Origin of the sequence: Cryobacterium aureum, from assembly GCF_002954245.1 — a bacterium.
GTDB classification, from domain to species: domain Bacteria; phylum Actinomycetota; class Actinomycetes; order Actinomycetales; family Microbacteriaceae; genus Cryobacterium; species Cryobacterium aureum.
Genome location: NZ_PPTG01000022.1, coordinates 16945 through 30583, shown reverse-complemented (window position 1 = coordinate 30583; position 13639 = coordinate 16945). Strand labels below are relative to the sequence as shown.

Genomic DNA, 13639 nt, shown 5'->3' with positions numbered 1-13639 from the left:
ACATCCTAATCGGATGCTATTCCGGGGCCTCCCAGCTTTGGAGGTGCTGCACAGCCACGAAACCTGGCCCAGCCAGACCGGGCTCGGCCGTCACCCCGGCGCTGCGGGCAGTTGCGCCCGTCGAGGTACTCAGCGGCGAAAGCGCGCCCGTAAGGGCGTGAGGAACGCTGTCAGCTCGCCGCTGCGCATGAGCAGCAGCAGGCCGAAGTAGCTCGCGGCCATGACCACACCGATCAGGACCATGGAGACCATGGCTGTGAGCCTCGAGGACACGGCGAATCCGCCCTCGACATTGCCCCCCAGGATGATCATGAGGATCAGACCGGCGGTCAGGGGAATGATGACGGCGACCAGATATTTCACGAGACTGCGCAGAATGCGTCGTCCGTCGATACCCAGCATTCGACGGCGCAGGAGCACGGCAGCCAGGATGGCCTGCAGCGTACCGGTCACCGTGATCGAACCAGCGATGCCAACGGCAATCCAGTCGGTGGGCAGCCACGCGCAGGCCAGCACAGCGCAGATCAGCAGAACGACCTGGAACAGGGTGAAAAAGAACGGTGTACGCGTGTCACCGAGGGCGTAAAAGGTGCGCTGCAAAACGAACAACACGCAGAACGGCACCAGGCCCAGGATGAACGCGATGATGACGTTGCCGATGGACTGCACCTGATCGAATGGTGCCACGAAGACCGCCGCGAAGGGGTAGGCGCAGACCGCGATGACGGCCGCAGCGAGCACGATCACCAGCGAGGTTCCGCGAATCGCGCTCGAGGCATCCGTTCTGACCAAGGACCAATTACCCAAAGCGGCGTGTTCGCTCATGCGGGTGAAGTACGCCGTCGCGACCGACACGGTGATCACGGAGTGCGGCAGCATGAAGATCAGCCAGGCGGTGGCGAGCACGGCAACGGATGCCTCACCGTGGGCCAGCGTCACGACCTGCGTCTCGACAATTCCCGCGAAAGTAGTGAGCAGCAGCATGCCGAAGGTCCAGCTCGCCATTTTGCCTGCGGCCCCGAGACCGACGCCCCGAAAATGGAAGTCCGGGCGGTAGCGCAGACCGATGCGACGCCAGAAATAGAACAGCACGACGGCCTGGGTGATCACGCCGAGGGTGGCACTGCCTCCCAGCACGGCGACCATGGCCGACGTGATTTCGGCAGCCGATCGATCACCGAACGGATCGGGGCGAAACAGTGTCGCAAAAACGATCAGGCCGACAATGGCCACCAGGTTGTTGAGGACCGGCACCCAGGTGAACGGTCCGAAGGATTTGCGGGCGTTGAGGACTTCGCCGAGCAGGGTGTAAAGGCCGTAGAAGAACATTTGCGGAAGGCACCAGTAGGCGAAAGCCACGGCCAGTGCCTTCTCGTTCTGGGGGAGATTTAAGCCGATGAACCCGGTGATGGTCGGGGCCAACAGGGTAGCGACGAGGGTCGTCGTGAACAGCACGACCAGGGCGAGCGTGAGCAGCTTGTTGATGTAGGCCGTGCCGCCGTCGGCGTGCAGGCTGGCACGAACGATCTGCGGAACCAGAACGGCCGTCAGGATTCCGCCGGCCACGATCACATAGATGGTATTCGGCAGCTGATTGGCGATCGCGAAGGTGTCGGCAGCGGCGCCGAACTGGCCGATGATGGCGGCGAGAACGATGACCTTCACGAAGCCGAGAATGCGCGACACGATCGTGCCGGAGGCCAGGAACGCGCTCGCCCGGCCGATGCCGCCGCCGCCGGTAGCCGGCTCAGACATTCGGCTCCGCCGCGGGTAACTGTTCGTAAACAACGGATGCCTCGGCCGATTTTTCTCGGCGTCGGCGCACGATATTGCGCCAAATACCGAAGCCAAAGAAACCGACGACGAGAATGGCGAAGATACTCGCGCCGACGCCTTCCCAGTCGGCGCGCACGCTGACATCGATCGGGGCCGGCTGCCCGAGCGGGGTGCCGTTCAGGGTGTACAGGGTGACCCGCAAGACGACATCGCCGTTACCGACAGCGGCGCTCAGCGGCACGGAGACGGCCTGTGCGGAGTTCGGTTGGATGATGGTCTCGAGGGTCTCACCGACGACGAGGCGTCCGTTCGATGGCACGATCTCGGTGCGCACGGTGACGGCCTGGTCGAGCGCATTGTTGAGCGTGATGCGCAAGTCGACTTCGCTTCCCACCACGATGATCGGCCCGCGGGTGGTCACGGTCACGGCGTGAATAAGGTCGAACGAGGCCGCGAGGTTCGCCCGAACCTGGTCAGCCCATCCCGCAGTCTGCGAGGCCCAGGTGGTGTCCAGAAGCGCGAGCAAATCCAGTCGTGCCGGCGCGGTGAATGCAACGGGATCGGCCAGGATGGTCGCGAATTCGGCGATCGCCCCCTCGCGCTGTAACAGTGATCGAGCGAGCGTGACGCGGTTGCTGTCAATCGCCTGCTCCTGAAAAGTCACCGTGGTGGCCGGGGCGGAATCCAGGGCCGCCTGCAGCGGGGCCGCATTCGACCAGACCGTTGAATCGAGGGCAGTGAGTGTCTGAGCGACTCGGGTGGCGTTTTCCGGACTGCTGCGGTTGAACGTGGCCAACATCGTGCGCGCCGAGTTGGGGTTCTCGGCTGACACGATCGCCAGAAGCGAAGCCGCCTCGGAGATGTTGACCCGCCACTCGTCCTCGGTCGGGGCTTCGGCGGCGGCGCGGATGGCGGCCGACAGCGCGGAGTCGCTGACCAGACCCAGGCCGCTCGGAAGGGCGAACGCGGTATTCGGGGTGAAGACGTCTGATTGCAGGGCGTTGCCGCTGGAGAGGATGGTCGTGGTCAGGCCGCTCGCGGCAAACACGTCCAGATCGGCACGCGCAACCTGACCGGCGACCGGCCAGCCGATCGCGGTGCTCGTGTAGTTCCAGGCCAACAGGTCACTGGTCGAGGGGATGACCGTTGCGCCGGGTTCCAGCGTGGGTGCCGGGGTGGGGGTCAGCGAGGGGGTGGTTTCGGCCCTGGCGCGGGACGTGACACTGGGCACGTCGGTCGGGTCGGTGGTGTCTTCCGGGATCGGTGTTGCCGAGGGCACGACGAACTGGCTCGCATCGATCGCCGGTACAAAGGAGGTGGGCGCGAGCAGCGTCATGGCACCGGCCTGCGCTTGCAACGCGATGTCGGCATCCGCGTAGGCGAGCGGGAAGATGTCATTGCTCGCACCGGCCAGACGGTCGAGCCAGGCCACGGCCGACGCCGGAGCTTTGCTGCCGAGCACCCGAATCGAGGCGATGATCTGGGGATCAATGGCAATCGTTGCCGTGGGCGCATCAATGGCGGCATCAAGTTGGCGAGAGAGCAGACCGACCGAGCTTGTGTAAGACTCCAGTGCCTTCGCGGTGATCAGGCCGGTCGCGCTTTCCGGGGCCGTGATCGGCAGAATGGCGGCGAGGGCGACCGGGGTAATCGCGCTGCCCTGGGACCAGACAAACGTGCCGCGACCCTCAGCTTGAATCACGTCACCCGCAACGAGAATCGCGGCGATCCCACGCGCTCCCCACGCGTTTACATCGGTCAATCCCACGGCCGAAGCCGGAACGGTGACGCTCAGGTTGGTGCTAGCACCAGCCGGAATACCTTCCGTAGTCGGCACACTGATCAGCTGGTCGCCGGAATTTGCGTCGTCATCGGGCCGCAGCCAGCTATCGAGTGCGGCGCGGGTGGTCAGCGCCATCTGCGCCAGGTACACATCGACCCGGCCGATCGGAATGTCGGCGTCGGTGTTGTTGTGCACGGTCAACGTCAGAACCAGGTCCTGGCCAGGCACCAGTTGCGGCGACGTGGTCGGAGAGACCGTGACGCCGACGGTGTCGGGGGGGGTTGCGGCGCTCGTGACGGTGCCGTCCTTCGGGTCGGCCTGCGCCGGCGTGAGAGCGAAGATCGGTGCGGAAACCAGCGAAGCTAGGGTCAAGAATCCCACCAGAAGAGCCGTAATCGCCTTGGACCGTCGATGACTCATCGTGCGCCGGGTCGGGCGCGCGGCAGTGGACGCGGCAGCCGGGAGCGCGGGCCGATGCGCGGAATCTGACTCGGCCACCATAGGGGGATTCTACGGCGTGTCAGCCGGAAGCTACCTGCACCGCGACTGAGTGCCGCGTGGATGACAACTAATATGGGGCATATGCAGAGCGTCGCGGCAGCCCTCGCACGACTGGGCGACCTGGCTGCCACCCCCACCGTCTCCCGTCTGGCGAACGCATTTGCGGCGGCGGGCCACGAACTGGCCCTGGTCGGTGGCCCGGTGCGCGATGCGTTCCTGGACCGTCCGTTGCACGACCTGGATTTCACCACGGATGCGACACCGGATCAGATTCTCGCGCTCGTCAGGCCCCTCTCCGAAGCGCAGTGGGACATCGGGCGGGCATACGGCACGATCGGAGCCAGTCTGGCCGGCGAGACCGTGGAAATCACCACGTATCGCGCTGACAGCTACGACGGCACCACCCGCAAGCCCGACGTCGTGTTCGGACGCGACCTGGAACCGGACCTGCTGCGCCGAGACTTCACCGTCAACGCGATGGCACTGCGCCTGCCCCAGCTGACGCTCGTTGATCCGGCCGGTGGCATCGACGATCTGCTGGCCAAACGACTGCGCACCCCGAGCACTCCGGAGGTTTCTTTCGGAGACGACCCGCTGCGGATGCTGCGCGCGGCCAGGTTTACCGGGCAGCTGGGTTTCACGCTGGACCTCGATACCGCACTGGCCATGGAGAAGATGCGGGACAGCATCCGTATCGTGTCGGCCGAACGCATCGGCGACGAAATATCGAAGCTGTTGGTCTCCAAGGACCCACGCGCCGGCATCGAAGTGCTGATGGAATCCGGCCTGGCCGAGATCGTGCTCCCCGAGATTCCCGGCCTACGGCTGGAGATCGACGAACACCACCACCACAAGGACGTCTACCAGCACAGCCTCACCGTGCTGGAGCAGGCGATGGGCTACGAGAAATCACGCGGCAACCTCGATTCTCCCGACCTGATCGTGCGCCTCGCCGCCCTGCTGCACGACATCGGCAAGCCAGCCACCCGCAAACTCGAACCGGGCGGAGTCGTGAGTTTCTACCACCACGACGTGGTTGGGGCAAAGCTGGCGAAGAAACGACTGCGCGCCCTGCGCTTCGACAATGACACCATCAACGCCGTCGCTCGCCTGATCGAGCTGCACCTGCGATTTTTCGGCTACACCGAGGGCGCCTGGACCGACTCTGCCGTGCGCCGCTATGTGCGCGACGCCGGAGACCAGCTGGAACGGCTGCATATTCTCACCCGTGCCGACGTCACGACCCGCAACCGGCGCAAGGCAGACCGGCTCGGTTTCGCGTACGACGACCTGGAACAGCGCATTGCCGAGCTGAACGAGCAGGAAGAACTCGGCGCCGTGCGCCCCGATCTCGACGGTGAACAGATCATGGTCGTGCTCGGTATAAAACCGGGGCGCGAGGTGGGCGAGGCCTACCGTTATCTGCTCGAGCAACGACTGGACGACGGACCCCTCGGCGAGGACGAAGCTACCCGCCGGCTCGTGGGCTGGTGGGCGGAGCGTGTCCAATAAGGGCAGCCTGCGTCGACGCAGGGCGATCACCGGCTATGGCCTGCTCGCTCCCAGTCTGTTTGGCGTGGTCTGCTTTCTTCTCCTTCCAGTGCTCGTCGTAGTCTGGCTCAGCTTTCAGAGCTGGGACCTGATCGGCCCGATCACCTTCGTCGGTCTCGACAACTACCAATCCGTTCTCAGTGACGGCGTCTTTGGAAATTCCCTGCTGGTCACGCTCATTTTCGTCCTGCTCGTGGTGCCGATTCAAACCCTGATCGGCCTGGGCGCGGCCAGCCTGCTCACCCGCAGCCTGCCGGGGTCAGCCTGGTTTCGTACGATCTACGTACTCCCGTGGATTTGCGCTCCGCTTGCGCTCGGCGTCGTGTGGAAGTGGATCCTCGCACCAACCGATGGGGTATTCAACACCCTGCTCGGTCAGCGGGTCGAGTGGCTCAGTGACCCCGCACTGGCGCTACCGGCCGTGGCCGCCGTGGTGATCTGGACCAACGTCGGCTACGTCACCCTGTTCTTCATGGCCGGCCTGCTCAATATCCCTGGGCAGATTCTCGAGGCGGCCCGCATCGACGGCGCCGGCGCGGTGAAGATGTTCTGGCATATCAAGCTGCCACTGTTGCGCCCAACCATGTTCTTCGTGCTCGTCACCACGGTCATTTCGGCCTTTCAAGTCTTCGACCAGGTGTACGCGCTCACCCAGGGCGGCCCGGCACGATCGACGGATGTTGTGGCCGCGCGCATCTACTACGAAGCTTTCGACGCCTTCGACCTCGGCCGCGCGGCCGTCATGGCCGTCGTACTGCTGGTCATCCTGGTCGTCATCACCCTCGCCCAGCAGCTCTATTTTCGCCGGAGGGTCACCTATGAAATGGACTAGATTCTCCTCCACGGCCGCCGTCTACACGGTGCTGGTGCTGGGCGCCCTATTCACCGTCGGCCCGTTCCTTCTGAGCATCCTGACCGCCTTCAAGACGCGCGAGCAGTTCGCGCAGCAGTCGGCGCTGAGCTGGCCTGACCCGTTCACGCTGGAGAATTTTGCGCTCTTGCTGAACGGTCCGGCCCAATTCGGGCGCGCCATCCTGATCACGGTACTCGCGGCCGTCCTGATTCTGGTCGGGCAGCTGATCTGTTCGATCCTCGCCGCCTATGCCTTCGCCCGGGTCGACTTCCCCGGTCGCCAGGTGCTGTTCTGGGTGTATCTGTCGACGCTGATGATCCCGCCCGTCGTCCTCGTCGTTCCGCTGTACCTCATGATGACCGAGGCCGGGCTGCGCAACTCGTTTTGGAGTCTCGTGCTGCCATTCGCGTTCGCCTCCCCCTACGCGATTTTTTTGTTGCGCGAATATTTTCGTGGGATTCCGCAGGAGCTCATCGATGCCGCCCGACTCGACGGGGCGAACACCCTCGACGTGTTGGTCGAGATCGTGGTGCCGCTGTCCCGCCCGATCATCGCCACCCTGACCCTCATCACAATCGTGAGCCACTGGAATAGTTTCATGTGGCCGCTCGTGGTCACGACCGGTACCGAGTGGCGGGTCGTGACCGTCGCCACCGCGAGTCTGCAAAGCCAGTTCAACGGCAATTGGACGCTCGTCATGGCGGCCACAACGCTCGCCCTGGTTCCGCTCCTCGTGCTGTTCCTAGTGTTCCAGCGCAGCTTCGTCCGGTCGATCACCATTGCGGGTTCTGCGTAGGCTAATCCACTGGGGAAGGTTCGATCCGTCAACAGAGGACATCATGGCCAAGCGTTCCACCATCATTGCCGCCGGCGCGCTCGCCGTGCTTCTCGTCATCACCGGCGCTGTCGCCGCACTGAATTTTTCCGACTCCGACACTGGGAACGCGGCGACCACGGTGACCGTGCGACTCTGGGACGAACAGGTCGCTGCTGCCTACGAGAAATCCTTCACCGCCTTCGAACAGGACAACCCCGACATTCACGTCGACGTCGAGATCGTGTCGTGGGACGACTACTTCGAGAAGCTGCGCACCGACGTCGCCGGTGACAGTGCCCCTGACGTGTTCTGGGTCGATGGCGGCAGCTATCCTGCCTATGCCGACGCGGGTGCACTGCTCAACATTACGACCGCCATTCCAGCGGATGCCCAGTCCGGCTGGGTTCCAGCCGTCGTTGCCCAGTACACCCGGGATGCCACGCTGTGGGGAGTACCGCAGCTGGCCGACCCCGGCATCGCGGTGTATTACAACGCCGACCTGCTCGGTGATGCCGGCCTGAGCGCCGACGACGTGTCCGCGCTCACCTGGGATCCCACCGGTGACAACGACACGCTCATTGGCGTGCTCCAGAAACTCACCAAGGACTACAACGGCAACACGGCCGATAGTGCCGAGTTCGACGGTTCCAACCTCAGTCAATACGGCTACAACGCCGGTTACGACCTGCAGGCGATGCTGCTGAACTACCTGGCCTCCGGTGGCGCCCAGTTTCAGGACGAGGCCAACCAATACGCCTTCGCGTCCGACGCCGGCATCGCGTCGTTCCAGTACCTCGTCGATCTCATGAACAAGTGGCACGTCTCCCCGTCGGCTGCCGACACGAATACCAACGGCGACTTCAGCCGCGAGCAGTTTCTGCAGGGCAAAATGGTGCTGTTTCAGAGCGGTGTGTACAACCTGGCCAATGTGAGCGCGGGAGCCAACTTCGACTGGGGTGTTGTGCGACTGCCCAGCGGTCCGGCCGGCGCGATCAGCGGCGTCGATGGCATCGCGGCCGCCGGTAATGCGGAATCCACGCATCCGGTCGAAACCCAGCGGGTGCTGGAATGGCTCGGGAGCGCGGCCGGAAGCGAGTTCATCGGGGCCTCCGGCGCGGCGTCTCCGGCCGTGCTGGCCGCGCAGCCGGCCTACGCGGCCTTCTGGGCCTCGGAGAACGTTGACATCAGCCCGTTTTACGACGTGTTGGCCGCCGGAACGGCACCGGCACCGCGGGGAGTCGGTTGGCCGGAGGCCGAGAACGCCATGCGACCACTGCTCAACGAGGTATTCCTCGGCCGCACACAGGTGGACTCCGGTATCCGTGCTGCACAGAATGCCGCCAACGCCACTCTGACCGAATAGAACGACACCACGACGGGCGGATCAACTGGCGTATGAGCGCGGTATCCGGTAGTCTGGGCAGGTTGCCTGCGTGCCGGATTCCCGGCCTCCGCCTGCAGCACATGCACAACCCTCCTGTTGCAGAAATTCTGCAGCCGTTTTAGTCCGAAGGAGGTGGGTTAGTCATGCATCAGTACGAACTTATGGTTATCCTCGATCCCGAGATCGATGAGCGCACCGTAGCTCCCAGCCTTGACAAGTTCCTCAACGTTGTTCGCAACGATGGTGGCAGCATTGACAAGGTTGATGTCTGGGGTCGTCGTCGTCTCGCATACGAGATCAACAAGAAGACCGAAGGCATTTATGCCGTCGTCGACTTCACCGCGAACGCCTCAGCCACGGTCGAGCTCGACCGCCAGCTGAAGCTGTCCGAGGCCGTCATGCGCACCAAGGTGCTCCGCGCCGAAGAGGGCATCGCCCAGGTTGTCGTCGCCACCAAGCTAGCTGCAGAGAAGGCTGCCCGCAAGGCTGCCAATCCCAAGGTCATCGCTGCCAAGGCTGACGCTGCTGCAGCCGCTGCCGCTCCGGCCGCCAAGGTCGCTGCTGCTGCAAAGCCCGTCGTTGCCAACGCCGTCGTCGCAGAGGCTCCGGCCGCTGCTGCGAAGGCCGATGCCTCGAAGGTCGATGCTGCCGCTCCGGTTGCTGCTGCTTCCACCGCGGCTCCCGCCGCGAAGGTTGCTGCTGCCAAGCCTGCTGCTGCCAAGGCGACTCCTGCTCCGGCCGCTGCCGACAAGGCAAGCGACAAGTAGCCCATGGCTGGCGAGACCGTAATCACCGTGGTGGGCAACCTCACCAGCGATCCGGAACTGCGTTACACGCAGAACGGGCTGGCGGTTGCCAACTTCACCATCGCTTCCACACCGCGCACGTTCGATCGTGCGGCCAACGAGTGGAAAGATGGCGACGCGCTGTTCCTGCGTGCGAGCGTTTGGCGTGAATTCGCCGAGCACGTCGCGGGTTCACTGACCAAGGGGTCGCGTGTCATCGCTTCCGGGCGTCTCAAGCAGCGTTCGTATGAGACGAAGGAAGGTGAAAAGCGCACGAGTATGGAGCTTGAGATCGACGAAATTGGTCCTTCGCTGCGCTACGCCACCGCTTCCCTCACCCGCGCGCAGTCCTCCGGCCCCCGCAGCGGTGCACCCGCTGCCGGCGGCCAGGGCAACGATGAGCCATGGGCACCCAGCGCCCCCGCCAAGACCGCTGCGCCAGCGGCATCCGGTGGAGACGTCTGGAACAGTCCAGGCAACTTCAGCGACGAGACCCCCTTCTAAGCTCGCCCCGCGCGTAGCTAACACCTCTTTTTAGAAAGTAAGGAAATCATGGCTGGAAAGTCGAGCGGCGACCGCCGCAAGCCGCTTCGCGGAGCTAAGGGTGGCAAGAACGCCGCTCCCGCGAAGTCGATTCGGGTTGGTGTCATTGATTACAAAGATGTCCCCACCCTGCGCAAGTTCATCTCCGAGCGTGGAAAGATCCGCGCCCGCCGCATCACAGGCGTTTCCGTTCAGGAACAGCGCCTCATCGCCCGTGCCGTCAAGAACGCCCGCGAAATGGCTTTGCTGCCCTACGCAGGCTCAGGCCGGTAAGGAAACCAAATGTCGAAATTGATTCTGACGCATGAGGTCTCCGGCCTCGGTGCACCCGGCGACGTCGTAGACGTCAAGAACGGGTTTGCTCGTAACTACCTCGTTCCCAAGGGCTTCGCTGTTGCGTGGACCCGCGGTGGCGAGAAGCAGATCGAGCAGATCAAGGCAGCCCGCGCAGCGCGCGAGCACGCCACCTTCGAAGAGGCTGAGGCGCTCAAGGTCAAACTTGAGAACACCAAGGTCACCCTGGTCGTCAAGGCCGGCGCCGGCGGACGCCTGTTCGGCTCGGTCAAGACCACGGATGTGGCTAACGCCGTTGCAGCCGCCGGTCTCGGCACGGTCGACAAGCGCAAGATTGAGCTCACCGCGATCAAGCTGACCGGTGAGCACACGGCAACGGTTCGTCTTCGTGACGAGCTCAGTGCCACGATCACGCTCGTGGTCGTCGCTGCCAAGTAGCATCGCACCTCGGTAGGGCCCGGCTGTTCGGCCGGTAGCTTGTACCACTCCCATAGCGGGGGGTTCCGTAAGGAATCCTCCGCTATGGGGCGTTAAGGACCACTTTTGGGGCCTTGACCCACTGCTTTTGTGCACAGGTGAGCATTCGTATCGGCAAGGTTCAAGGGTTGATTGAAGTTACTTTACTCATCCCCATGTGCACAACTTAAACTCCTGATCAAACCGCAATTAATTGTAAATAATTTAAATTTGTCCACAAGCGAGTGCACAGGTTCTGCACAATCTCCACGGCGTTTCGCGCAGATTATCCACAGAGTTATCCACAGGGGCGTTTGTGGGTCGTGCTACTGGCTCCTTAGGGTGATCCAATAGCGAAATCTGGCTTGGGCCGGGTGAGCGCGTCCCGTGTCGGTGGGTCCTGATACACCTGTAGTCACGACAGAGAAAGAGGTACCGAGTGTCGATCGCCCATCTGGGCCTGGCCAACCAGCCAGCGTCAAACGAGTACGGTTCGTCGGCCAGTGGTGGGCAGGGCCGCCTGGAGCGGTCCGCTGAAGCGTGGAAGTCGGAGCGGGCGCTGCCTCACGACCTCCTCGCCGAGCAGAGCGCCCTCGGGGGAATGATGCTGAGCAAAGACGCCGTTGCTGACGTCGTCGAAACCGTGCGGGGCGCCGACTTCTACATCCCCAAGCACGAGATCATCTTCGACGCGATTCTCTCCCTCTACGCCCAGGGTGAGCCGACCGACGTCATCACGGTCACCGATGAGCTCACCAAGGTCGGTGAACTCTCCCGGGCCGGTGGCGCGGACTATCTGCACACCCTAACGAGCCTGGTGCCCACCGCTGCCAACGCGGGGTTCTACTCCACCATCGTCGCCGAACGCGCACTGCTGCGCCGTCTGGTCGAGGCTGGCACGCGCATCGCCCAGATGGGGTACGCCGCCGAGGGCGAGGTGCTCGACCTCGTCAACACCGCTCAGGCCGAAATCTATGCCGTCACCGGGGGCACCCAGACCGAAGACTACGTTCCGCTCACCGACGCTGTGACGGCCGCCATCGAAGAAATCGAGGCCGCTAAGCTCAAAGACGGCCAAATGAGCGGTGTCCCCACGGGCTTTGCCGACCTCGACGAACTCACCAACGGGTTTCACGGCGGTCAGCTCATCATCGTGGCCGCCCGTCCGGCACTGGGTAAGTCCACCCTCGCCCTCGACTTCGCGCGGTCGGCGTCTATCCACCACAACATGCCGAGCATCTTCTTTTCCCTCGAAATGGGTCGAAGTGAAATTGCCATGCGCCTTCTCGCGGCGGAGGCATCCGTTCCCCTGCAGAGCATGCGCAAGGGCACCGTTGAGGCTCGCGACTGGACCACTATTGCTGCCACTCGTGGTCGCATCAACGACGCACCGCTCTACATCGACGACAGCCCGAACATGACCCTGGTCGAGATTCGCGCCAAGTGTCGTCGGCTCAAGCAGCGGGTCGGTCTCAAGATGGTCATCATCGACTACCTGCAGCTGATGACCAGTGGTAAAAAAGTCGAGTCCCGTCAGCAAGAGGTCAGTGAGTTTTCCAGGGCGCTCAAGCTGCTGGCCAAAGAGCTTCAAGTTCCGGTTATCGCGCTCTCCCAGCTCAACCGAGGGCCCGAGCAGCGCGCCGACAAGATGCCAGCCATCTCCGACCTCCGTGAGTCGGGTTCGCTCGAGCAAGACGCCGACATGGTCATTCTGCTGCACCGCGAGAGTGCCTACGAGAAGGACAACCCGCGGGCCGGTGAGGCCGACCTGATCGTGGCTAAGCACCGTAACGGCCCTACCCGTACCGTAACCGTTGCCTTCCACGGCCACTATTCCCGGTTCGCTGACATGGTGGCCGGCGGGTAGCTACACCGGAGTGCTGGTCAGCGTGCAGCCCGCTCGCAGATCCGCACGGTCCCGCCGCGTAGACTGGGCCTGATAAATTGTGCAACGAAAGAGGTCGTGCGTGGCGAAGGCCCAGGCACCATCAAGCGTCGGTCCCCGCTACTGGACCGTGCCCGTCGGGCGCGCCCTGATCGCGCTGGTTCCGGCCATCGTCATCACCTTCAACCGGGACCATTCCGCCCAGCTGGGGTTGCTCGCGTTCGGGGCCTTCGCCCTCGCCAGCGGACTACTGCTCGTGCTGGTCGGCCCGCGTACCCTGACCGTCGCGACGGATCGCAGCCTGTTCCTCATCCAGGGCGTCGTGAGCATGGTCGCCGGTGCGATCGCCCTCGGCTTTCACGCTGGTGGCCACGGCTTCTTCCTGTTCGTGGTGAGCGTCTGGGGCGCCGTCACCGGTTTCCTCGAAATCTATGCGGGCATCCGGGTGCGTAAACGCCCCCTACCGGCCAAAGACTGGCTGTTCACTGGCATTGGCGGTGCGCTACTCGCCCTGCTCTTCTTGCTGCTCCCGCCCAACCCGGTTGTCTCGGTCGGGTTGTTCGGCGCCTACCTGGTCTTTCTCGCCGTCTTCCTGCCCATCGCCGGGCTCTCCCTCAAATGGGACGCGCCCCGACAGCGTTCGGGTGCCACGGCGTCCTCGAACAGCGCACCCAACGATTTGGACTCCCTGTGACTAAAAAGACCCCCGACACCCCCAACCCGGCGCACCAGCCCAGCCGCTCTGATCGACTGAAGCCGGTCGAATTGCTCGCCATCTCCGCAGGGATGGCCCTGTTCGTCGGGTTGACCATTTTGGGCACCACGCGCGAACTCATTGTCTCCGTCATCGGACTCGGCGTGACGTTCATCGTGGCGCTCGTAGTGATTGCAATGCTCGTGCTCGGTATGAAACCCAACGCCTCGGAGCAGACTGACCTCGACGAGCAGAACGGGCACTAGCCGGAACTTGAACGCCAAAAAAGGCACCTTCGTCCACAGGGACGAAGGTGC

12 protein-coding genes and 1 pseudogene are annotated in these 13639 nt (G+C 63.6%); 11 read left to right on the top strand and 2 right to left on the bottom strand.

Going from position 1 to position 13639, the window contains the following annotated elements:
- Positions 1-129: 129 nt before the first annotated feature.
- Complete coding sequence (gene murJ, locus CJ028_RS08040; protein WP_105034740.1) at positions 130-1755, bottom strand: murein biosynthesis integral membrane protein MurJ; 1626 nt, start codon at positions 1753-1755, stop codon at positions 130-132.
- Positions 1748-4060, bottom strand: coding sequence for a DUF6049 family protein (locus tag CJ028_RS08035; protein WP_105034739.1), 2313 nt, complete (start codon positions 4058-4060; stop codon positions 1748-1750). The genes murJ and CJ028_RS08035 overlap by 8 nt, the downstream gene beginning before the upstream one ends.
- A gap of 81 nt (positions 4061-4141) precedes the next feature.
- Here CJ028_RS08035 and CJ028_RS08030 point away from each other — a divergent pair, with 81 nt between their 5' ends.
- The 11 genes and pseudogenes from CJ028_RS08030 (at position 4142) to CJ028_RS07980 (ending at position 13588) form a co-directional block, all read left to right on the top strand.
- Positions 4142-5572 carry a CCA tRNA nucleotidyltransferase gene (locus CJ028_RS08030; RefSeq protein WP_105034738.1) on the top strand — a complete coding sequence of 477 codons (1431 nt, stop codon included), beginning with the start codon at positions 4142-4144 and terminating at the stop codon, positions 5570-5572.
- Complete coding sequence (locus CJ028_RS08025; protein ID WP_105034737.1) at positions 5562-6443, top strand: carbohydrate ABC transporter permease; 882 nt, start codon at positions 5562-5564, stop codon at positions 6441-6443. The genes CJ028_RS08030 and CJ028_RS08025 overlap by 11 nt, the downstream gene beginning before the upstream one ends.
- Entirely contained in the window at positions 6430-7260 is an 831-nt protein-coding gene (locus CJ028_RS08020; protein ID WP_105034736.1) for a carbohydrate ABC transporter permease, read from the top strand. Before CJ028_RS08025 ends, CJ028_RS08020 begins: the two co-directional genes overlap by 14 nt.
- 43 nt (positions 7261-7303) lie before the next feature.
- Entirely contained in the window at positions 7304-8644 is a 1341-nt protein-coding gene (locus CJ028_RS08015; RefSeq protein ID WP_105034735.1) for an ABC transporter substrate-binding protein, read from the top strand.
- A gap of 164 nt (positions 8645-8808) precedes the next feature.
- Positions 8809-9177 (top strand): annotated as a pseudogene (gene rpsF / locus CJ028_RS08010) (30S ribosomal protein S6); the annotation flags it as partial.
- A gap of 258 nt (positions 9178-9435) precedes the next feature.
- Entirely contained in the window at positions 9436-9954 is a 519-nt protein-coding gene (locus CJ028_RS08005) for a single-stranded DNA-binding protein (protein ID WP_092338335.1), read from the top strand.
- A gap of 48 nt (positions 9955-10002) precedes the next feature.
- Positions 10003-10266, top strand: a complete 264-nt coding sequence (gene rpsR, locus CJ028_RS08000) for a 30S ribosomal protein S18 (RefSeq protein ID WP_035835236.1) — start codon at positions 10003-10005, stop codon at positions 10264-10266.
- Between the two features lie 9 nt (positions 10267-10275).
- Entirely contained in the window at positions 10276-10725 is a 450-nt protein-coding gene (gene rplI, locus CJ028_RS07995; RefSeq protein ID WP_092110565.1) for a 50S ribosomal protein L9, read from the top strand.
- 457 nt (positions 10726-11182) lie between these two features.
- Complete coding sequence (gene dnaB, locus CJ028_RS07990; protein ID WP_167395134.1) at positions 11183-12610, top strand: replicative DNA helicase; 1428 nt, start codon at positions 11183-11185, stop codon at positions 12608-12610.
- A 100-nt stretch (positions 12611-12710) separates the two neighbouring features.
- Positions 12711-13322 carry a hypothetical protein gene (locus CJ028_RS07985; protein WP_105034734.1) on the top strand — a complete coding sequence of 204 codons (612 nt, stop codon included), beginning with the start codon at positions 12711-12713 and terminating at the stop codon, positions 13320-13322.
- The gene (locus tag CJ028_RS07980) at positions 13319-13588 is read left to right on the top strand and encodes a hypothetical protein (protein WP_105034733.1); all 270 of its coding nucleotides are present in this window, start codon (positions 13319-13321) and stop codon (positions 13586-13588) included. The genes CJ028_RS07985 and CJ028_RS07980 overlap by 4 nt, the downstream gene beginning before the upstream one ends.
- Positions 13589-13639: the final 51 nt, after the last annotated feature.

Excerpts from the sequence above, each read along its gene's own strand:
- CJ028_RS08035 (WP_105034739.1), bottom strand. The coding sequence starts at position 4,060 with ATGGTGGCCGAGTCAGATTCCGCGCATCGGCCCGCGCTCCCGGCTGCC.
- rpsR (WP_035835236.1), top strand. The coding sequence starts at position 10,003 with ATGGCTGGAAAGTCGAGCGGCGACCGCCGCAAGCCGCTTCGCGGAGCT.
- CJ028_RS08030 (WP_105034738.1), top strand. The coding sequence starts at position 4,142 with ATGCAGAGCGTCGCGGCAGCCCTCGCACGACTGGGCGACCTGGCTGCC.
- CJ028_RS08005 (WP_092338335.1), top strand. The coding sequence starts at position 9,436 with ATGGCTGGCGAGACCGTAATCACCGTGGTGGGCAACCTCACCAGCGAT.
- murJ (WP_105034740.1), bottom strand. The coding sequence starts at position 1,755 with ATGTCTGAGCCGGCTACCGGCGGCGGCGGCATCGGCCGGGCGAGCGCG.
- CJ028_RS08015 (WP_105034735.1), top strand. The coding sequence starts at position 7,304 with ATGGCCAAGCGTTCCACCATCATTGCCGCCGGCGCGCTCGCCGTGCTT.
- rplI (WP_092110565.1), top strand. The coding sequence starts at position 10,276 with ATGTCGAAATTGATTCTGACGCATGAGGTCTCCGGCCTCGGTGCACCC.
- CJ028_RS08020 (WP_105034736.1), top strand. The coding sequence starts at position 6,430 with ATGAAATGGACTAGATTCTCCTCCACGGCCGCCGTCTACACGGTGCTG.